Genomic DNA, 19,423 nt, shown 5'->3' on the forward strand with positions numbered 1-19,423 from the left:
CTGTGAATGTGGACATCGTACACAAGGGCGGTCGACGGCCGTCCGGACACCTGGCACCAAGGGGGACCCGGCACTCATGGGAAAGCTCACGCACTTCGTGCACCAGTCACTGGACGGCTTCATCGAGGGCCCGAACGGAGAGTTCGACTGGCCCCGCATGGACGGCGAACTGTCCGCCTACTCGCAGGCCCTCACCGACAGTGCCGACATCTTCCTGTACGGCCGCGTGGTGTGGGACATGATGTCCGGCTACTGGCCCCGCGCCGAGGAGTTCTCCACCCATGAGCACGACCTCGCTTTCGCGCCCGTCTGGCGCGAGGCGCCCAAGGTGGTCGTCTCCTCGACGCTGACCGAGGCCGACTGGAACACCCGCGTCATCAACACCGACGTCGTCGAGCAGCTGACCGCCCTCAAGGACAGCGGGGCGCACCTGCTGCTGTTCGGCGGCTCCGCGCTGGCCGGCTTCCTCACCGAACACCAGCTGATCGACGAGTACCAGATCTTCGTCCACCCCGTGCTGCTCGGCGGCGGCAAGCCCGTCTTCACCCCCCAGCGGCGCACCGACCTGACCCTGGCCGAGACCAGGACCTTCGACTCCCAAGTGGTCCTGCTGCGCCACGAACGCACCTCCCAGTCCGCCTGACACCGCCACCACACAGACCTGGCACCGCCACCACACAGAACGGAATCGCCGTGACCACACCCGCGAAGGGCCCCGCGAGCTACTTCCCCGCCATCGAGCAGAAGTACGGCCGGCCGATCGCCGAATGGAAGGACCTCATCCGTACCTCGCCGCTGACCAAGCACATGGAACTCGTCACCTGGCTCAAGACCGAACACGGCCTGGGCCACGGCCACGCCAACGCACTGGTCGCCCACACCCTCGCCGAGGCGAGCGGCAAGTGAACCTCCCCCCGGAGAGCCCGGGGAGACGGCCGCGGGCTACGCCGCTGTCGAGAGCGCCCAGACGCCTGTGGCCAGGCAGAGGAGCGCGACGAGCAGCATCGGCACCGCGACCTTGAGCGGCGGGCCGGGCCTCCGTGCGGGGGCCGGCACGTGCACGGGCGGCGCCGTCGCGGCGGGCGCCACCGGGCCCGGTGGCCCCGCCGGGTACCCGTACGCCGGGGGGTAGGCGCGGGTGCCCTGGTCCGCCGCGGGGTACGGACCGGGGGGCGCGGACGCCGCCGGTGGCGTACCCGGCTGCTGCGGCACCGGCTGCGCGGCGGTGGCCGTCGCGGCGGGGGCCGGCGCGGGCGGCTGCAGCGGGAAGCTCCCCGTGTCGGACGGCCGCGGAGCGGGCGCGGCCCCCGGCGTCGGGGCGCCTGCACCGGCCGTACCGGCGTCGGTCTCCTCGCCCCCCGTCCCGACGGTGGCGCTTCCGGCCACCGCCACGTCGTCGGCCCCGGTGCCGCTCCCGGCCACCGTCCCCGCCTCGCTCCCGGTGGCGCCACCGGCGGCCGTGTCCGCGTCCGGTGGGGTCGGACGCAGCGGACCGTCGGGGCCGAACCCTTCCGGCAGCGGGCCGATGTGGTCGAAGACCTCGACGGCCTCCTGCTCCACCGTCGCGTCCCGGTCCAGCAGCTCGGCGGCCGCGGCCAGGGCCTTGCGGGCGCCTGTCGCGGTGCGGAAGCGTACGGCGGGATCGGGCTGCAGCAACTGTCCCAGCACCTGCCACAGCGGCTCGGCCACCCCCTCGGGCGCCGCGGGCATCCCGTGCTCGTACTCCTCGAACAGCGCCTGTGCGTCGGGCTTCCGGCCGGTGAGCAGATAGAGCCCCACCAGCCCCACCGCGTACAGATCCGAGGCGAAGTCCGCCTCCGCCTCCAGCATCTGCTCGGGCGCGAAGTAGCCCGGCGTACCGACGACGTAGTTGGTCTCGGTCAGACGCGGCTCGCCCTTGCGCATGGAGATGCCGAAGTCGGACAGCCGCAGGTGCGGACGGCCCGTGCCGGTGCAGTCCAGCAGGATGTTCGCCGGTTTGATGTCCCGGTGCACCACGTCCTCGGCGTGCACGGCGGCCAGGCCGGAGAGGAGCTGATCGAGCAGGGCGCACACGAACGTGGGCGGCAGTGCGCCGTAGTCGCCGACGAGATGGGCCAGCGATCCGCCCCTGACCAGGTCCATCGTGAACAGGACCTGCTCGTCGTCGGCCGCCCAGCTCGCCGGGGCCAGCACGTGCGGGTGGTCGATGCGCAGGGACTGCTCGCGGACGAAGCGCAGCAGGGTGTGGGCGTCGGACTGCTGCAGCACCTTGGCGGCCACGTACCGCCTGCGCCGATGGTCCCAGGCGCGCCAGACCATCCCGGCGCCGCCGCGTCCGATCGGATCGACCAGCTCGTACCTGCCGGCGAAGATCTCACCCATGGTGCTCGCGCCCGCCCCTTGCTTCTGCGCTCTCCCGCTGTACCGCAGCGAACCGCGGTGCGGCTCGTGGTGATCAGCTCTGGTGCGACTCGTAGTGCTTGACCGCGTCGGAGGTACGGCCCGCGCCGTAGACCCGGAGGAACTCTGCCAGTTCCGGATGGGAGGGGGCGAGCGCGTTGGACGCCTCGATGATGTCGGCGGCGTCCGACACCGACCGCAGCAGGGCCTGGATCTCCCGTACGACCCGCTTGACCGGGGTCTGGGAGGCGCCGGAGGAGGCGGTCTGCGTGGCGTTGTTGAGCACACTGCCACCCGCGGTCCGGCGGATCTCGTCCATCCGGTTGGTCGCGTCAGCGGCGCTGATGTCACCGCGCGCCACCTCGGCGGCCAGCTCCTGAAGGGCCTGGACGCGCTGGACGACGGCCGGGTTCCCGATCTTTGCCCGCTGCCCGCTCATGAGCTGCGAAAGCATAGGTGCGGACAGTCCGAGCACCGTGGCGAGGCGGGCCTGGTTGAGCCCCAGGTCCTCGATCAGCCGGCGGAAGAGGGTTCCCAACGGCTCGCCGTACCACTGACTCTGGAGCTCGCGCGCCTTCGCCGTCGGGTCCTGTGCTGCTGCGTCCATGGCGTCTCCCCTGGGCTGCCCTGCGGTGCTTCGCTCGCGCGAACTTGCCGTGCATCCTACGGACGGCGGCGGGGGCGGGGCGATACCCGGTCGGAATTCGTCCCCGGGAGCCGGTACCCTGGTGCGCGACGGGGCCATAGCTCAGTTGGTAGAGCGCTGTCTTTGCATGGCAGATGTCAGGGGTTCGACTCCCCTTGGCTCCACCCGGAAATGCCCTCTGTCCTGCGGAAATGCAGGTCGGAGGGCATTTTTCGTGCCCGCGGCCAACCGCGGACCCTCCGGGCCCGGGCACCGCCGACTGAGACCGGTCTCCGGCCTCCGGTGCGGGCCGCGGTGTGCGACGTCACCCGTGATCGGTCACCTGTGAGCGTCCGGCTCGGTGTCTGCGTCTGCGTCGGTGGCCGCGGTCTGCGGGCCGGACGGCTCGTCGAGCGGCGGCGGCAGGGCGCGGACGAGGGCGTCGAGGGCCGGGGTCCAGGCGTGGTCGGAGGGGGTGGCGTAGCCGACGACCAGACCGTCCGGTGCGGGCATGGTCGCCGCCGGGTGGCGGAAGGAGGCCAGCCCGTCCAGTGCGACGCCCTGCCAGGTGGCCGCCTTGACCGCCGAGCGCTCCGTGCCCGGGGGCAGCCGCAGCACGGCGTGCAGGCCCGCCGAGATGCCGGTCGCGTGGACGTGCGGGGCGTGCCGCTCCAGTGCGGTGAGGAGCTGGTCGCGGCGGCGCCGGTAGCGCTGGCGCATGCGGCGGATATGGCGGTCGTAGCCCCCGGAGGTGATCAGGTCGGCCAGGGTCAGTTGGTCGAGGACGCCGGTCCAGCCCTCCCGTTCGCCCTTGACGGCGAGCACGTCGTCGACGAGGTGGTCGGGCAGCACCATCCAGCCCAGCCGTACGGCGGGGGACAGGCTTTTGCTGGCCGAGCCGAGGTAGAGCACCCGGTCGGGGTCGAGCCCCTGCACGGCGCCCACCGGGCGGCGGTCGTAGCGGAACTCCCCGTCGTAGTCGTCCTCCAGGAGGAGCCCGCCGACGGCGCGGGCCCAGTCGACGATCGCCGTGCGCCGCTCCGGCTCCAGCGGCCCCCCGGTGGGGAACTGGTGGGCCGGGGTGAGCAGCGCGGTCCGCACCTGCGTAAGAGCGGCCAACTCCGCGACGCGGGCGCCGCTTTCGTCGAGTGACAGCGGTGTCGTGGTCACCGGTGCGGCGGCCAGCAGCGCGCGGTGGAAGGGCAGCCCGTAGGACTCGACGGCGATCGGGCCCGGCAGCACCGCACCGACGAGCAGCCGCAGCGCGTGAGCGAACCCGGCGCAGATGACGATGCGTTCGGGGCTCGTGCGCACGCCGCGAGCGCGGGCCAGGTAGTCGGTCAGGGCGCGGCGCAACTCGATGCGGCCCTGCGGGTCGCCCGGCCCGAACGCCTCGTTGGGTGCGGCGCTCACCGCCCGCCGTGCTGAGGCCATCCAGGAGCCGCGCGGGAAGGAGGCGTCCTCCGGCTGGCCCTGCCGGAGGTTGTGGGTGGGGCGGGCGGGTTGCGCCGGTCCCGGCGGCTGCCGTCGGGACCGCTGGGGCGCGAGTGGCTCCGCCCGGCGGGCGACGCGGGTGCCGGAACCCTGCCGGGCGGTGAGCCAGCCCTCGGCGACCAGTTCGCCGTATGCCTCGGCCACGGTGTTGCGTGCGATGCCGAGGTCGGCGGCGAGGGAGCGGTAGGGCGGCAGGCGGGTCCCGGGGGCGAGCCTGCCGGACCGTACCGCCTCCCGCAGGGCGTCCATGAGCACGGTACGGCGCCCGCCCGCGGCGGCCAGTTCCACATGCAGGTCCTGACCGAGCACCTCTGCCGCCGCGGACGCCGTCGGCTCCGGGCCCGGCTCCGGGGCCGCGCCCGGGTCCGGGGCCGCGCCCGGGTCGGGGGAATTGACCCATGTTTCTCCCATGGCATTGCACCCTACAGCCGGTCATTCGGACTTCTAGGTTCGAGGCATGACAACGAACGAGAACACCCCACCCGCCACCCCGCGACTGAACTTCGCCAAGACCGCCCCGAAGGCGTTCAAGGCTCTGATCGGCCTCGACGCCGCCGCACGTGAGCACCTCGACCCGGCGCTGGTCGAACTGGTCCAGATCCGCGCCTCGCAGCTCAACGGCTGCGCGTACTGCCTCCACATGCACACCTCGGACGCCCGCAAGGCGGGCGAGAGCGAGGAGCGGCTGCACATGGTCGCCGTGTGGCGGGAGGCCGCGCACTTCTTCTCCGCGCGGGAGCAGGCGGCCCTGGCCCTCACCGAAGCGGTCACCCGGGTCTCCGACGCCGGGGTGCCGGACGCGGCCTACGACGGGGCGGCCCGCCACTTCGACGAGTCGGAACTGGCCGCGCTGCTGGCGCTCACCTTCGCCATCAACACCTGGAACCGGGTCGCGCTGGCCACCGCCAAGGTCGCCGGCACGGACGAGCGGGCGGCGCGCCGATGAGCCCTGCCGCGGCGCGGGCGGGCCGGCAGGGCCGCATCCTGGCCCTGCTGGCCCTCGCCCAGCTCATCATCGCCCTGGACTACAACATCGTGTACATGGCCCTGCCGCGGATCGGCAGCGGTCTGGGGTTCACGCCGGGCGGCCTGCAGTGGGTGGTGAGCGCCTACGCCGTCGCCTTCGGCGGGTTCCTGCTGCTCGGCGGCCGGGCCTGCGACCTGTTCGGCCCCCGGCGGATGTTCGTCCTCGGCCTCCTGCTCTACGCTGCCGCGTCCCTGGCCGGGGGGCTGGCGGGCGGCCCGGGCCTGCTGCTCGCGGCCCGCGCGGGACAGGGGGTAGGGGGCGCGTTCCTCTTCCCCGCGACCCTCACCCTGGTCGGCACGCTCTTCGCCGAGGGCAGGGAACGCAACCGGGCGTTCTCGGTATGGGGAGCGGCGGGCGGAAGCGGCCTGATCGTGGGCGCCCTGCTGGGCGGACTGCTCACCGAGGTGCTCGGCTGGCGGGCGGTGTTCTACGTCAACGTCCCGCTCGCCGCGGCGGCGCTGGTCGCCGCGTACCGGCTCATCGCGCCGGACCCGGCGGGTGCCGCGCGCGGCGGCCGGCTCGATGTGCCCGGTGCCCTCACCTCGACCCTCGGCGTCACCGCGGTGGTACTCGCCCTGGTGCAGGGCCCGGAATCGGGCTGGTCCGCGCCGCCGGTGCCGGCCGCCGCCGCCCTCGGCGCAGCCCTGCTCGCCGGGTTCCTCCTCCTGCAGTGGCGCGGCCGCGCCCCGCTGATGCCGCTGCACCTGCTGCGCGACCGCGACCTGAGCACCGGTGTGGCCGTCACCTTCCTCTTCATGGGGACGATCGGCAGCCTCGTCTACTTCCTCACCGTCTACTTCCAGGAGGTGCACGGCTACGGCCCGCTGAGGACGGCGCTGGCCTATCTCGTGCCGATGGTGGCCGTCGCGGCCGGGTCGCTGCTGGCCGGGCGGATCGCCACCCGGTTCGGGATGCGGGCCGTGATGGTGGCAGGGCTCGCGGTGGCCGCCGCAGGGGCGGCGGCGGTCGGGCTGACCATGGCGGAGGACGCCTCGTACGCGGCGACGGTGCCCGGCCTGGTGGTACTGGGCCTCGGGCAGGGCGCGAGCTACACCCTGATGTTCGGCGCCGCTGCCGCCGGGGTGGACGGGCGGAACGTGGGCGTCGCCTCCGGGATGGCGTCCACCACCCAGCAGGTGGGCGCCGCCGTCGGGCTGGCCCTGCTGGTCGCGGTGGCCGCGGGCTCGGGAGTGTCCCGGGTCGAGGGCCTGCGCCAGGCCGTCCTGCTGGCCGCGCTGGGTGCAGCCGTCACCGCCCTGATCGCCCTGCGCTTCCGCCGTCCCCGCGCGTCCGACGCGGCGGCTTCTGCCACGGCCGGTGCGGAGGGTGCGGAGGCCGCGGTGCGTGCCGGGCCCGCGGAGAGTGCGGCGGGTACGGCGGCCGGTGGCGCGGGATCCGCGGGCGCCGCGGGGCCCGCCCACGCGGAGCCGTCCCAGGTGGAACCGGCGGGCGGGTGAGCCGGACCCACCCGGCCTTCTTCGCCGCGGACGGCCCTGCCGGTCGTACGGACCCGGTCGGCCGCTCGGCGGTGGCCGGTCGTGCGGTCGCCGGTCATGCGGTCGCCGGTCGTGTGGTCGCCGGTCGCGCGAGGGTGGCGGCCCCCGGCAGCGAGGGCCGCCACCGCCGTCCCGTCCCGCGCCGCGCACCGTCCCTCACCGGCGGTTCTCCCGAGCGGCGCGGGTTGCCCGGGCCAGTACCTCGTCGCGGTCGGCGTGCAGGGCCTCGCGGAAGAGTGCTTCGTACTCCGCGTCGCCGAGCCGGGCCCGGGCCGCGGCCTGCCCCTCGTCCCGCAGCGGGGCCACCTCGGGGGTGCCGCGCTGCGGGTGGCCCACGATCTCCCAGTGCTGCGCGGCGGCCCCGTAGGCGAGCGCGGCCCGCTCCGGCTCGCCCTCCCGCGCCTGGGCGGCGGCCAGCAACTCCAGCCCGAGGGCGATGCCGAAGCGGTCCCCGATGCGGCGCTTCGCATCGAGCATGTCCCGCGCGTGGGCGCCCGCCGGGCCCGGCCGGTCCTCGAAGAGTGCGATCAGCGCCAACTGGTAGTCGGTGTAGGAGCGGGTCCAGTACTCCCCGAGCCGTACACACTCCCGGCGCAGGGCCTCGGCTTCGCGGCGGGCCTCCTTGAGCCGTCCGGCACCGGTGAGCGCGAACAGCCGGGCCAGCCGGCACAGGGTGCTGCCGAAGGCGGGCCCCGGCGCCCGGCCGGTGTCGCGCAGCGCCGCGTCGGCCGTCGCCAGAGCCGCCAGCGGGCGTCCGGCCAGCAGTGCGGCGAGCGCCTCCAGATAGGCGGCCCCGCGCAGCCCTTCGTCGTTCCGCGCGAGGGCGGCCTCCTGCCGGGTCAGCTCGGCGAAGGAGCGGCCCGACTCGTGGTCTCCGTGGAGCACGCGCGCCAGGCCCAGCGACCACAGGCCGCGGGTCCGGGCCTCGCTCGACCCCTCGGTGCAGGCCAGTGCCAGCTCCAGGTAGTGGTGGGTCTCGTAGAGGTGGCCGCAGCACACCCAGAAGAAGGCCACGTTCCCGGCCAGCTCCAAGGCTCCGGCCGGGTCGGAGCCCAGCAGGAACCGCAGCGCTTCGCGCACGTCGTGGTACAGCTCCTCGACCCGCTCGTACCAGGCCTGCTGGCGCGCCCCGGGCCATTCGGTGCGGGCCTGCCGCGACAGCTCCACGATCGCGGCGGCGTGCCGGGCGGCCAGCTGCTCGGTCTCGCCCAGTTCCCGCAGCCACATCCGGCCGTATTCGCGGATGCTGTCCAGCAGCCGGTAGCGGCCCCCCTCGACGGTGACGACCGACTTGTTCACCAGGCCGGCCAGGCAGGAGCGCAGCTCCTCGGGGGTCAAGGGGCCACCGTTGCAGACCTGTTCGGCGAGTCCGCCGTCGAACCCTGCGGGGAAGACGGTCAGCCGGGCCCACAGCAGGCGCTCGGTGGGGCGGCACAGCTCGTGGCTCCACCCCACGGCCGTCCGCACGGCGCTGTGCCGTGCGGGGCGCCGGAGTTCCTCGCCGGGGCCGGACGACCCGGGCCCGGACCGTCCGGCAGCGGCGCCGCCCGGCGTGCTTCCGCCCGGCGTGCTGCCGCCCGGCGTGCTTCCGCCCGGCGTGCTGCCGCCCGGCGTGCTGCCGCTCCATGGCCCGGAACCGGCGCTCGGCGGCCCGGAGTCGGAGCGCCCCGAGTCGGACGGTCCGGGTCCGGACCCTCTCGGCCCGGAGCGGCCGGGAGGGTCGAGCAGATCCAGCCCGGAGCGGATCCGGTCCGAGGTCTCGGCCAGCGTGTGGTGGCGCAACTGTGCCGCCGCCAGTTCCAGGGCGAGCGGCACGCCGTCCAGCCGGGCGCACAGCCCCGCGGCCAGCCGTTGCTCGGAGACCTCGCGCAGCGGTCTGCCGACCGCCTCGGCGCGCTGTCGGAAGAGGGCGACGGCCTCGGTACCGGGCGCCAGCGGCGGTACGGGCAGCACGGCCTCCCGGATGGCGCCCAGCGGCTCCCTGCTGGTGGTCAGCACGGTCAGATGCGGGCAGGCGGTCAGCAGTTCGCCGACCAGATGGCGGCAGGACGGGACGAGGTGTTCGCACGAGTCGAGGACGAGCAGCACCGCGCGGTCGGCCACCCAGCCGCACAGGGCGTCCAGCGGCATCCGGGGAGTGTGGTCGGAGAGGCCGAGCGCGTCGGCCACGGTGGCGGCCAGGAGTTCGTCGCTCCGCAGCGGCCACAGGTCGGCCCAGTAGATGCTCCCGGCTCCGGGAGGGGCGGTGCCCAGCGCGTGCAGGGCGAGCCGGGACTTCCCCACTCCGGCGCCGCCGACGAGGGTCACCAGTCGCTGCTCCCTGAGCGCTTCGGCCAGCCGCGCCAGTTCGGCGGCCCTGCCGACGAAGGACGTGGTCTCCTCGGGGATGTTCTGCTGCACGGGGCCAGTCTTCCTGCCGACCGGCCGGTAGTCCGCCACTTCGGACATTCTCCCGGATGCGGAGGACTCGTGGGGGTGAAGCGTCAACTCGCAAGCAGAATTGGGTTTTTACACTCGTTCGAGTGACGATGCAGGGGTGGCGCAGCGCCACCCCCAAGGGCCCTGCCTATGCTTACGGGCCGATTTCCTGGACTCCTACGGTCACAAGGTCATACGTGAGGGCACCGATGGCACCGCACCCGGACGCGAGCGGCAGCAGGCTGTCCTCCACCGCACCAGAGCAGCCCTGGGCCACCGCCGAACAGCCCTGCGCGTACGGGGCCGACACCCCCGGCGAGGGCGAGGGGGCTCCGGCGGGCACGGTGCTGACCCGCGACGAGCGCGGCCGCAGCGTGGTGGAACTGCACGGGGAGATCGACCTGGCCGTGGTGCTGGCCACCACGCCCCGGCTCTACGCGCTCACCGCCGCTCCCGCCCCGCAGCTCGTCGCCGATCTGCGGGCGGTCACCTTCATCGACTGCAGCGGACTGGCCCTCCTCGTGGACATCCGTGCCCGGGCGCTGGCCAGCGGCGGCGCCTTCACCCTGGTGTGCGCCGACCCGCGAGTCCTGCGGCTGCTGCGGATCACCGGCCTGGAGGACGTCCTGGTCCCCGTGCCGGCACCGCAGGCGCTGCCGGAGCAGCCGGACCGGAACGCCGCGAACGCCGCGAACACAGCGAACACAGCGAACACTGCCGACGACGGGGCGGACGGTGCGAACGGTGCGGGCCGCGCGGACGGCCCGAGCAGCGCGGACGGTGCGGGCAGCGCGGACGGTGCGGACGCGGGCGGAGGACGGGAGAGCTGACTCCCCCCGCCCCTCACCCGACCGGAGTACCCGTGTGCCCGGCGGCGACGTTTGCACCGCAAGGGGGCCGCGCCGCCAAGGCGCCCGCGCCACAGCCGCTCCGCGCGCCGACGGGCGGTGTCGGCGAGCGGTGTCGGCGAGACCCGCGCCCGGCGAGCCGTGTCGGCGGGGTACCGCGCCGTCGGCAGCCCGCCGTCGGCAGCCCGCGCCGTCGACGGTCCGCGCAGCCGAGGGGCGGCGCCACCGACGGTCGCGGCGCCGGCCCTCGGAGGCGGGCTACTGCTTGTCGCGGCCCTCGGACTCCGCGTCGTCCTGCTTGGCCCGGACCTCCGGGTCCAGCTCGCTCCCGTCGCTCCTGCTGCTCTCGGCGGGAGAGCCGTTCACGCGGGAGAGCGAGCTGCGGTCGCCGACCTCGGTCGCGGCCGGCGGCTCCACCAGCCAGTCCGGGTTCGCCTGCCGGTCCCACCAGCGCCAGGCGGCATAGGCGCCGCCCGCCAGCAGCCCGATCAGACCGGCGCGCCGCACGAACCGGCCGGCACGCGAGCGCCTGTGGCGGCGACGGGTGAGCTTCTCGATCTCCTCGACCGTCACCTGGCCGCGCAGCGCGGCCACCGCGGCAGCCCCGCGCTGCGCCGCTTCCTCGCGGGCGGGCCCGGCGGCGGCGCGGGCCTCCGTCATCGCCGTCTCCAGGCGCGGCCCCGCGTAGGCGGCCGCCCGGCGGGCCGCCTCCCTGGTGTGCTCGGCCGCGCGCCCCGCGGTCCTGTCGACCTCGGGAGGGAGGGCGTCCAGAGCCTGTGCGACCCGGGGTCCGACGTAGTGCTCGTATCCTTCGCGGGCGGAGTGGCGAGCCTGCTCGGCGGCCTTGGAGACCTTCGGCCCGAGCCGCGCACTCGCCTCATGGGCATAGCGCGCCGCGGTGTCCTTGGCTTGGCCCGCGTGGGGCTTCACCACTTCCGCGGCGTGGCGCACGCTCTCCTTGGCCGTGCCGGTCGCAGCGCGCACGCTCTTCTTGGCGGTCACGGTTCCTCCTCCTCGGTGGCTCATGACTCACGTGGCAGTCTCTCCGACAACGGAGGACAGGAAGTCGTTTTCCACCTGTTTCGAAGATCATGCCTGCCTGTGCGCCGACCCGCTCCCTCGGTCGGGCATCCGGGTCAGCCACCGTTCCCCGGCGTCCGTGGGAGGATCGGGGCGAGACAATGCAGGCAGATGGAAGGTAGACCGTGGCCGAGCAACTCCACGCCACCCTGAAGACCAACCACGGCGACATCCGCGTTCAGCTCTTCCCGAACCATGCGCCCAAGACGGTCAAGAACTTCGTCGAGCTCGCCGAGGGCTCCCGCGAATGGACGCATCCGGAGACGGGTGAGAAGACCACAGCGAAGCTGTACGACGGCACCGTGTTCCACCGTGTGATCAGCGGCTTCATGATCCAGGGCGGGGACCCGCTGGGCAACGGCACCGGCGGCCCCGGATACGAGTTCGGCGACGAGATCCACCCCGACCTCGCCTTCACCAAGCCGTACCTGCTGGCCATGGCCAACGCGGGCCCGGGCACCAACGGCTCGCAGTTCTTCGTCACCGTCGGTGCCACGACCTGGCTGACGGGCAAGCACACCATCTTCGGCGAGGTCGCGGACCAGGCCGGCCGGGAGGTCGTGGACAAGATCAGCGGTACGCAGACCAACCCCCGCACGGACCGTCCGCTGCAGGACGTCGTGCTGGAGTCCGTCGTCATCGAGCGGCAGTAACCGCGGCAGGCGACAGCGGCCGGCAGTCGGCACCCGCAGGCGGGCCGGCGGCGCCGGCGGCAGCGGGAACCACACGCCCCACCCGTCCGTATGTCAGGGCGGGTGGGGCTGGTGCGTACGGGACACTGGAGGGGTGAGCGTGGAGCAGGACGGACAACCCGGGGGTGGGGCCGCACAGCCGGCGCCGAAGTACTGCTACCGGCATCCCGACCGGGAGACGGGCATCTCGTGCACGCGCTGCGAGCGACCCATCTGCCCGGAATGCATGGTGGCGGCCTCCGTCGGATTCCAGTGCCCCGAGTGCGTCCGGTCGGGATCCGGGACCGGACACCGGCCGGGTGCCGATCGGCCCAGGACAGTGGCGGGCGGGCGCGTCACGGGGGATCCCCGGCTGGTCACCAAGGTGCTGCTGGGCCTCAACGTGGCCGTCTTCATCGCGGTGCTCGCGGGCGGCGACCGGCTGCTGGACGAACTGCTGCTGTTCGGGCGGGCGGTCACCGAGCCGTACGGCCCGGTGGAGGGCGTCGCGGAAGGGCAGTGGTACCGGCTGCTGACCTCGATGTTCCTGCACCAGGAGATCTGGCACATCGCGATGAACATGCTCGGCCTGTGGTTCCTGGGCCCGCCGCTGGAGGCGGCGCTGGGCCGGTTGCGCTTCGCAGGGCTGTATCTGCTCTCCGGACTGGGCGGCGGAGCGCTCACCTTTCTGCTGGCTGTGCCGCAGCAGGCGTCGCTGGGCGCCTCCGGCGCGATCTTCGGCCTGTTCGGCGCGATGGCCGTGCTGATGCGGCGGATGCGCTACGACATGCGGCCGATCCTGATCCTGCTGGCCATCAACCTGGTCTTCACCTTCACCTGGAAGAACATCGCCTGGGAGGCGCACGTCGGCGGCCTGGTCACGGGGGTGCTGCTGGCCTACGCGATGGTGCACGCGCCGCGTGAACGGCGGACCCTGGTGCAGGCCGGCGCCTTCGTGCTGCTGCTGGCGGTGGTCGTGGTGCTGCTGGTGGTGCGGACACTCCAGCTGACCTGACCTGACCTGACCTGACCTGACCTGACCTGACCTGACCTGACCTGACCTGACCTGACCTGACCTGACCTGACCTGAGCCGGCCCGGGTCGGCCCGGGCCGGGCGATGCTTGGTGGCCCGGCCGGCCGGCTGGGCCGAGGCAGCGGGACGCGGCGCCGGGCGCTCTTCGTGCGGGTGCCGCGGGTGCCGCGGGTGCTGCTCGCCGCGCCCGTGAGGTCGGTCACTCCCGGGCGCCACCGGCGGACCGTCCGGCCGGGGGGAGCGGGGACGGCGGAGGCGGCGGGGCACCGGTGGGGTCGGATGCCGGTTCGCCGGTCGGTCCCGGCCTCCGGTGGACAACCGGGGACCGGGACCTTCGTACGGTGCTCGAAAGTGGGCTCGACCCCCGGTTGTCCACAGCGGGTGCGGAATCTTGTGCACGGTGTGGTCCACCCGGGGGCGTCTTCGCTCAGGTGTGCGCATCCCTTGCTATTGCAGGGGCGACCTGGGCTCTTCCTGCCGCCCGTGCAGTCACATCGGCGTCAACACCCAGAAAGTTATCCACAGATCTTGTGAGTTATCCAAGGCTGTGGATCAGCCTGTGGATAACTCTTATTTCCACTGGGTGGAGACGACGAAGCCGGTCGCGATGAAGCCGAAGCCCACCACGATGTTCCAGTTGCCCAGCGACTCGACCGGAAGCGAGTTGTTGGTGACGTAGAACACCACGATCCAGGCGAGGCCGATGCCGAACAGCGCCAGCATCAGCGGTGCCACCCAGCGGCGTCCGCCACCACGCAGGTCGATGGTGGTGGCCTTCTTCTCCGGCGGGGGCGTGAAGTCCGCTTTCTTTCGGGTACGTGACTTCGGCACGAGAGACTCTCCTGTCGATGCTCTGCTGACCGCCGTACGGCCCATAGGGACGGTGGTCCGTTAGCGTAGTGCTTTCCCAGGGCGGAGGGAGACAAGGGTACGGTGACCAGATCGTTGATACGGCCTGCACGGCTGGCTGCCATAGGTGTCTTCGCCCTCGCGGGCCTCATCTTCTGGGTCAGCTTCAACACGGCGCAAGGGACGAACATCCGCAGCGACAGTTCGATGCTGCGGCTCTCCGACCTCATCCAGGAGCGCAGCAGGCAGAACGCGGAGCTGGACCGCCAGGCGGCCGGGCTCCGCCGCCAGGTCGACAAGCTCGCCCGCCGCGACGACGGCAGCACCCGCGACCAGGATCGCAGACTCGACGACCTGGAGAAGCGCGCGGGACTCAAGAAGCTGTCCGGCCAGGGGCTGACCGTCACCCTGGACGACGCCCCCAGCAACGCCACGGCCAAGGTCCCCGGCCTCCCCGACCCCGAACCCAACGACCTGGTCATCCACCAGCAGGACCTGCAGGCGGTCGTCAACGCCCTGTGGCAGGGCGGCGCCAAGGGCATCAAGGTGATGGACCAGCGGCTCATCTCCACCAGCGCAGTGCGCTGCGTCGGCAACACCCTCATCCTGCAGGGCCGCGTCTACTCCCCGCCCTACAAGGTCAGCGCCGTCGGGGACCGGGAGAAGCTGCGCACCGCGCTCGACGAGGCTCCCGCGATCCGCAACTACCTCGAGTACGTGGACGCCTACGGCCTCGGCTGGAAAGTCGAGGAGCACAAGGCGATGACTCTTCCCGGCTACTCCGGCACAGTGGATCTCCAGCAGGCCGAGCCCGTGCGGTGAGCGTGCCCGCACCGGGCCCGTCCGGGGTCGAGCACGTCCACGCCGAACAAGTCCGCGGCGCAGCCGTCCGCGGCCCTGACGTTCGCGGCGGACGGGAAGTGGGGCAGCGGTGCGGGACGGAGCGGCGTCGGGTACGGACGGAGCGGCGTTACGGGCGGCCGTACGCGGACTGAGCGAGCTGTGCATCACCGTCGGGGTGCTGATCGTGCTCTTCGTCGTCCACCTCCTGTACTGGACCGGGATGCGCGCCGACCGGGCCGCGGACGACGAGATCGCCAGGCTCCGGAAGCAGTGGTCGGCCCAACCCGCGCCCGGCGGCTCCCCCGGCCCCGGCCCCGGCCCCGGCCCCGGCCCCGGCCCCGGTGCCGAGTCAGGCAGCCCGCGGGACCCGGCCTCCGGAGGTGTCGGCGAGCGGCGGCAGCAGGAGGGCGGGAGTCCGGCGGGCACCCGCGGCGGCGGCCCGGCGCACGCCGGTCACGAGGATGGCGAGGGGTTCGCCGTGATGTACGTCCCGCGGTTCGGCCGCGACTGGTCCCGGCCCGTCCTGGAGAACACCCGCCCGGGCACGCTGCGCAAGGGGCTCGGCCACTACACCCGCACCGCGGACCTCGGCGAGCGGGGCAACTTCGCCGTCGCCGGGCACCGCCGCACCTACGGTGACCCGTTCAAGGACTTCCCCGAGCTGCGCCCCGGCGACCACGTGTTCGTCACGAACGGCGACACCTGGTACACCTACACGCTCACCCGGCGCCCCTACCGCACGCTTCCCGGCGACACCGGAGTGCTCGACCCGGTGCCCGCTCCCGTCGATCCGGCGGCCGCCCCCTTCGACCGCCCCGGCCGCTATCTCACCCTCACCACCTGCGATCCGGAGTGGGGCAGCAGCCACCGGCTGATCGCCTGGGCGCGGCTGGACGCCACCCGGCCGGCGAGCGCGGGGAAGCCGGACGCGCTCACGCGCTGAGGCCGTACTCTGACGCCGTACTCTTGGGTGGGCCGAACGGCATGCGTGCCCGACGGGCGCGGGAGGAGAGAGGACGGCATCGCGGGATGTACGGCTGGATCTGGCGGCATCTGCCGGGCAACGTGTATGTACGCGCACTGATTTCGGCGGTACTGGTGACCGGGGTCGTCTTTCTGCTGTTCCAGTACGTCTTCCCGTGGGCGGAGCCGCTGCTGCCCTTCAACGACGTGACCGTGGACGGTGCCGCCGGCCGGGCCGCCGGGATCGCGGGCACGGTCGTGGGAGGCACGCCGTGAGCGCCCGGATCCTGGTCGTGGACAACTACGACAGCTTCGTCTTCAACCTCGTCCAGTACCTCTACCAGCTCGGCGCCACCTGCGAGGTGGTCCGCAACGACGAGGTCGAGCCGGAGCACGCCGAGGCGGGCTTCGACGGCGTACTCCTCTCCCCCGGACCGGGCGCGCCCGAGGAGGCCGGAGTCTGCATCGGTATGGTGCGGCACTGCGCGGCCCGCGGGATCCCCGTCTTCGGGGTCTGCCTGGGCATGCAGTCGATGGCCGTCGCCTACGGCGGCGTCGTCGGCCGGGCCCCGGAGCTGCTGCACGGGAAGACCTCCGCCGTCTCGCACGAGGGCGCGGGCGTGTTCGCCGGACTGCCCTCGCCCTTCACCGCGACGCGCTACCACTCGCTGGCCGTCCGCGGCGCGCTCCCGGACGCGCTGGAGGTCACGGCCTGGACGGCGCCGGGCGGCGCGGACGCCGCCGCCCCCGCTCGGGAGGGCGGCGCCGGCGGGGCCGGTCTGGTGATGGGGCTGCGCCACCGGGAGCTGCCCGTCGAGGGGGTCCAGTTCCACCCCGAGTCGGTCCTCACCGACGGCGGTCACCGGATGCTGGCCAACTGGCTGGTGCGCTGCGGTGACACCGGCGCCGTGGAGCGCTCCGCGGGGCTGGAGGTGCCGCGCGGCGCCGGTCTGGGGACGGTCACCGGGTGACGCCGGGCCATCGCGGTGGCGAGGAGGCGGACGGTCACCGGTACGGGTCCGGGAACGACCCCGAGTACGACCGCTACCGTGCGGCCGTCGACGCCCTCGCGGATCCGCTCAACGACCCGCTCCCGGGCCAGCGTCCGCCCGAGCCGGAGCCGCCCCGCTCGCAGTCGGAGCCGCCCCGCTCGCAGCCGGAGCCGCCCCGCTCGCAGCCGGGGCCGGAGCGCTCGCAGCCGGGGCCGGAGCGTCACCCGCACGCGCGGCCGGAGCCGCCGCCGTCCGGGCCCCAGGGGGCGCCCGGGCCGCGGGCACGTCACGGGGAGGCGCAGTGGCCGCCGGGGCCGCAGACGGCGGCTGGAAGCCCGTACGCGGCCGACGCGGGCCAGGAGGCCGCCTGGTACGCGGGAGCGCCGTACGAGCCGTACACGGGGTCCGCACAGCCGCAGTCCCCGCAGCGGTCGCAGTCCCCGCCGCAGCGGCCGCAGCCGCCTGTGGGGCAGATGCCGGCGGGGCAGCAGACGCCGACGGCCGAGCCCGAGCCGCGGTTCGTCCGGGGGCCCGTCCCGCCTGCGGGGCCGGAGAGCGGCCCGAGCGGCCGCGGACCGCAGGGGAGCACTCCGTTCGAGTCCGAGCCGGGACCGGTCCAGGGGCACCAGGCGCAGGTACCTCAGGGGCCGGGGCCGGAGCAGCCGGGGGCTCGGGAGCGCCGGACACGGCGGCAGCAGGCCCCGCCGCGCCAAGACGGTCGACAGCAGGGCGGCCGGTACGAGGGCGGAGGGCAGCAGGACCAGGACGACCGCAGCACCGTGGGGCTGCGTCGTCCGCGCGCCGAGGAGTTCCCTCCCCGGTCGCGCACGGAGCGCCCGCCGGGACCGACCCGGCTGGAGGCCCGCAAGGCCGCCCGCGCGCTGCGGCCGGGCCCCGGCATGATCGCCAGCCGGGCCATCGGCGAGGTGTTCATCACCTGCGGTGTGCTGATGCTGCTGTTCGTCGCCTACCAGCTGTGGTGGACCAACGTCCGTGCCGACCAGCAGGCGAACGGTGCCACCGACAAGCTCCAGCAGCAGTGGGACGAGCGCGATCCCGAGGACGGTGTCGACCCCGAACGCAAAGCCGGTGCCTTCAAGCCCGGTGAGGGCTTCGCGATCATCCATATCCCGAAGATCGACATCACCCGGCCCGTCGCCCAGGGCGTCTCCAAGGAGAAGGTGCTGGACAAGGGCATGGTCGGCCACTACGACAAGAAGCCCCTCAAGACCGCCATGCCCTGGGATGAGAAGGGCAACTTCGCCCTCGCGGGGCATCGCAACACCCACGGTGAACCGTTCCGCTACATCAACAAGTTGCAGACGGGCGACGAGGTCGTGGTCGAGACCCGGTCGAAGTACTACACGTACAAGGTGACGCGGCAGCTTCCGTCCACCTCCCCGTCCGATACGGGGGTGATCGACCCGGTTCCGCCCAAGTCGGGTTTCTCGGAGCCCGGTCGCTACATCACGCTCACCACCTGCACACCGGAATTCACATCCAAGTACCGTCTGATCGTCTGGGGCAAAATGGTGGACGAACGTCCGCGCAGCAAGGGCAAGCCGGACGCGCTCGTCGACTGACACCCGGCGGGCGGAGCCCGGTGTGGTGACCAGCGAGACGGCGGCGGAGGCGGCAGCAGGTGAGCAAGGGCAAGCGGGACACCGCCCGAACGACGGAAACCCCGGACCCGGCCGACGAGACCGCCGCCGCGGAAGGCACGGAGCCCGCGGAGCACAACGCCTCCGCGGAGGGTGCGGAGCCCGCGGGGGGCGGGAAATCCGCGGAGTCCAACATCCCCGCGGATGCCGACGACTCCGCGGAGCCTGGTGACTCCGCGGAGACCGAGAAGTCCGCGGAGCCGGTCACCCCCGCGGAGAGTGCGGAGCCCGCGGAGTCCGACGACTCCGCCGAGCCCGAGCGCTCCGCCGAGCCCAGCGATTCCGCGGCGAATCCGCGCCGCGGGGCGATGGCGCTGGCCGTCGCGGTGTTCGGCGAACTGCTCATCACCGCCGGGCTGGTGCTCGCGCTGTTCGTCGTCTACTCGCTGTGGTGGACGAACGTGCTCGCCGACCGGCAGGCCGCGAAGGAGAGCAACCGGGTGCGCGAGCACTGGGCGGCCGACCGCGGCCCCGGCGCTCTCGACACCCGGGACGGCATCGGCTTCCTGCACGTGCCGTCGATGTCCTCGGACGACATCCTGGTCAAGAAGGGCACCGACCCGAAGGAGCTGAACCAGGGCATCGCGGGTTACTACACCAAGCCCGTCAAGTCCGGGCTGCCGCAGGACCAGTCGGGCAACTTCGCGCTCGCCGCGCACCGCGACGGGCACGGGGCCAAGTTCCACAACATCGACAAGATAGAAGAGGGCGACGCGGTCGTCTTCGAGACCAAGAACACCTGGTTCGTGTACAAGGTGTTCGCGACGCTGCCGCAGACCTCGAAGTACAACGTCGACGTGGTGGACCCGATCCCGAAGGAGTCGGGCAAGAAGCAGCGCGGCCGCTACATCACCCTCACCACCTGCACGCCCGTCTACACGTCCAAGTACCGCTACGTGGTGTGGGGCGAACTCGTGCGCACCGAGGACGTCGACGAGGACCGCACACCCCCGGCCGAACTCCGCTGAGCCGGGCTCACCCCACCTGGCGAACCCGCGGGACCCACCCCTTCCGCAGGCCCGCACACCCCCTGCGGAAGG

The 19,423-nt window shown here is 73.2% G+C and carries 19 protein-coding genes and 1 tRNA gene; 14 read left to right on the forward strand and 6 right to left on the reverse strand.

Annotation, left to right across the window (positions count from 1 at the left end; genetic code table 11):
* Positions 1 to 76: 76 nt before the first annotated feature.
* Positions 77 to 643 carry a dihydrofolate reductase family protein gene (locus tag ACFYNS_RS16485; protein ID WP_388603418.1) on the forward strand — a complete coding sequence of 189 codons (567 nt, stop codon included), beginning with the start codon at positions 77 to 79 and terminating at the stop codon, positions 641 to 643.
* 50 nt (positions 644 to 693) lie between these two features.
* On the forward strand, positions 694 to 906 hold the full coding sequence (locus ACFYNS_RS16490; RefSeq protein WP_360301730.1) for a DUF4287 domain-containing protein: 213 nt from the start codon (positions 694 to 696) through the stop codon (positions 904 to 906).
* 36 nt (positions 907 to 942) lie between these two features.
* On the opposite strand, the gene ACFYNS_RS16495 is transcribed toward ACFYNS_RS16490, so the two are convergent.
* Together ACFYNS_RS16495 and ACFYNS_RS16500 are read right to left on the reverse strand one after the other, a co-directional pair.
* Positions 943 to 2,364 carry a serine/threonine-protein kinase gene (locus ACFYNS_RS16495; protein ID WP_388603421.1) on the reverse strand — a complete coding sequence of 474 codons (1,422 nt, stop codon included), beginning with the start codon at positions 2,362 to 2,364 and terminating at the stop codon, positions 943 to 945.
* Between the two features lie 73 nt (positions 2,365 to 2,437).
* Entirely contained in the window at positions 2,438 to 2,989 is a 552-nt protein-coding gene (locus ACFYNS_RS16500; RefSeq protein ID WP_360301724.1) for a DNA-binding protein, read from the reverse strand.
* Between the two features lie 130 nt (positions 2,990 to 3,119).
* On the opposite strand from ACFYNS_RS16500, the gene ACFYNS_RS16505 reads away from it, so the two are divergent.
* Positions 3,120 to 3,192 (forward strand) — tRNA-Ala (locus tag ACFYNS_RS16505).
* Between the two features lie 154 nt (positions 3,193 to 3,346).
* On the opposite strand, the gene ACFYNS_RS16510 is transcribed toward ACFYNS_RS16505, so the two are convergent.
* A complete protein-coding gene (locus ACFYNS_RS16510) occupies positions 3,347 to 4,912 on the reverse strand; it encodes a PLP-dependent aminotransferase family protein (RefSeq protein ID WP_388603424.1) in 1,566 nt (521 codons plus the stop codon).
* Positions 4,913 to 4,958: 46 nt separating this feature from the next.
* Between ACFYNS_RS16510 and ACFYNS_RS16515 the strand changes: the two genes are divergently transcribed.
* Complete coding sequence (locus tag ACFYNS_RS16515) at positions 4,959 to 5,447, forward strand: carboxymuconolactone decarboxylase family protein (protein WP_360301718.1); 489 nt, start codon at positions 4,959 to 4,961, stop codon at positions 5,445 to 5,447.
* A complete protein-coding gene (locus ACFYNS_RS16520; protein WP_388603427.1) occupies positions 5,444 to 6,985 on the forward strand; it encodes an MFS transporter in 1,542 nt (513 codons plus the stop codon). Before ACFYNS_RS16515 ends, ACFYNS_RS16520 begins: the two co-directional genes overlap by 4 nt.
* A gap of 195 nt (positions 6,986 to 7,180) precedes the next feature.
* Here ACFYNS_RS16520 and ACFYNS_RS16525 read toward each other — a convergent pair whose 3' ends face one another.
* Positions 7,181 to 9,424, reverse strand: a complete 2,244-nt coding sequence (locus tag ACFYNS_RS16525) for a regulator (RefSeq protein ID WP_388603430.1) — start codon at positions 9,422 to 9,424, stop codon at positions 7,181 to 7,183.
* A gap of 215 nt (positions 9,425 to 9,639) precedes the next feature.
* Between ACFYNS_RS16525 and ACFYNS_RS16530 the strand changes: the two genes are divergently transcribed.
* The gene (locus ACFYNS_RS16530) at positions 9,640 to 10,272 is read left to right on the forward strand and encodes an STAS domain-containing protein (RefSeq protein ID WP_388603433.1); all 633 of its coding nucleotides are present in this window, start codon (positions 9,640 to 9,642) and stop codon (positions 10,270 to 10,272) included.
* 276 nt (positions 10,273 to 10,548) lie between these two features.
* Here the strand turns inward: ACFYNS_RS16530 and ACFYNS_RS16535 are convergent, their stop codons facing one another.
* Positions 10,549 to 11,292, reverse strand: coding sequence for a DUF5324 family protein (locus tag ACFYNS_RS16535; RefSeq protein WP_360295081.1), 744 nt, complete (start codon positions 11,290 to 11,292; stop codon positions 10,549 to 10,551).
* A 203-nt stretch (positions 11,293 to 11,495) separates the two neighbouring features.
* Between ACFYNS_RS16535 and ACFYNS_RS16540 the strand changes: the two genes are divergently transcribed.
* Together ACFYNS_RS16540 and ACFYNS_RS16545 are read left to right on the forward strand one after the other, a co-directional pair.
* The gene (locus ACFYNS_RS16540) at positions 11,496 to 12,023 is read left to right on the forward strand and encodes a peptidylprolyl isomerase (RefSeq protein ID WP_360295084.1); all 528 of its coding nucleotides are present in this window, start codon (positions 11,496 to 11,498) and stop codon (positions 12,021 to 12,023) included.
* 139 nt (positions 12,024 to 12,162) lie between these two features.
* Positions 12,163 to 13,056 carry a rhomboid family intramembrane serine protease gene (locus ACFYNS_RS16545; protein WP_388603502.1) on the forward strand — a complete coding sequence of 298 codons (894 nt, stop codon included), beginning with the start codon at positions 12,163 to 12,165 and terminating at the stop codon, positions 13,054 to 13,056.
* A gap of 589 nt (positions 13,057 to 13,645) precedes the next feature.
* Here the strand turns inward: ACFYNS_RS16545 and crgA are convergent.
* A complete protein-coding gene (gene crgA / locus ACFYNS_RS16550) occupies positions 13,646 to 13,906 on the reverse strand; it encodes a cell division protein CrgA (protein WP_360295090.1) in 261 nt (86 codons plus the stop codon).
* Between the two features lie 102 nt (positions 13,907 to 14,008).
* On the opposite strand from crgA, the gene ACFYNS_RS16555 reads away from it, so the two are divergent.
* The 6 genes from ACFYNS_RS16555 (at position 14,009) to ACFYNS_RS16580 (ending at position 19,351) form a co-directional block, all read left to right on the forward strand.
* Positions 14,009 to 14,746 (forward strand): DUF881 domain-containing protein, encoded by a 738-nt coding sequence (locus tag ACFYNS_RS16555; protein ID WP_360295093.1) that lies wholly within the window; start codon positions 14,009 to 14,011, stop codon positions 14,744 to 14,746.
* Between the two features lie 109 nt (positions 14,747 to 14,855).
* Positions 14,856 to 15,710: a class E sortase gene (locus tag ACFYNS_RS16560; protein WP_388603437.1), complete on the forward strand. Its 855-nt coding sequence runs from the start codon at positions 14,856 to 14,858 to the stop codon at positions 15,708 to 15,710.
* An 86-nt stretch (positions 15,711 to 15,796) separates the two neighbouring features.
* Complete coding sequence (locus ACFYNS_RS16565) at positions 15,797 to 16,006, forward strand: hypothetical protein (protein ID WP_360295099.1); 210 nt, start codon at positions 15,797 to 15,799, stop codon at positions 16,004 to 16,006.
* Complete coding sequence (locus ACFYNS_RS16570) at positions 16,003 to 16,701, forward strand: aminodeoxychorismate/anthranilate synthase component II (protein ID WP_388603440.1); 699 nt, start codon at positions 16,003 to 16,005, stop codon at positions 16,699 to 16,701. Before ACFYNS_RS16565 ends, ACFYNS_RS16570 begins: the two co-directional genes overlap by 4 nt.
* On the forward strand, positions 16,698 to 18,305 hold the full coding sequence (locus tag ACFYNS_RS16575) for a class E sortase (protein ID WP_388603442.1): 1,608 nt from the start codon (positions 16,698 to 16,700) through the stop codon (positions 18,303 to 18,305). The genes ACFYNS_RS16570 and ACFYNS_RS16575 overlap by 4 nt, the downstream gene beginning before the upstream one ends.
* A gap of 386 nt (positions 18,306 to 18,691) precedes the next feature.
* The gene (locus ACFYNS_RS16580) at positions 18,692 to 19,351 is read left to right on the forward strand and encodes a class E sortase (RefSeq protein ID WP_360295150.1); all 660 of its coding nucleotides are present in this window, start codon (positions 18,692 to 18,694) and stop codon (positions 19,349 to 19,351) included.
* Positions 19,352 to 19,423 lie beyond the last annotated feature (72 nt).

It is taken from the genome of Streptomyces sp. NPDC006925, assembly GCF_042869575.1.
Classification (GTDB): Bacteria; Actinomycetota; Actinomycetes; order Streptomycetales; family Streptomycetaceae; genus Streptomyces.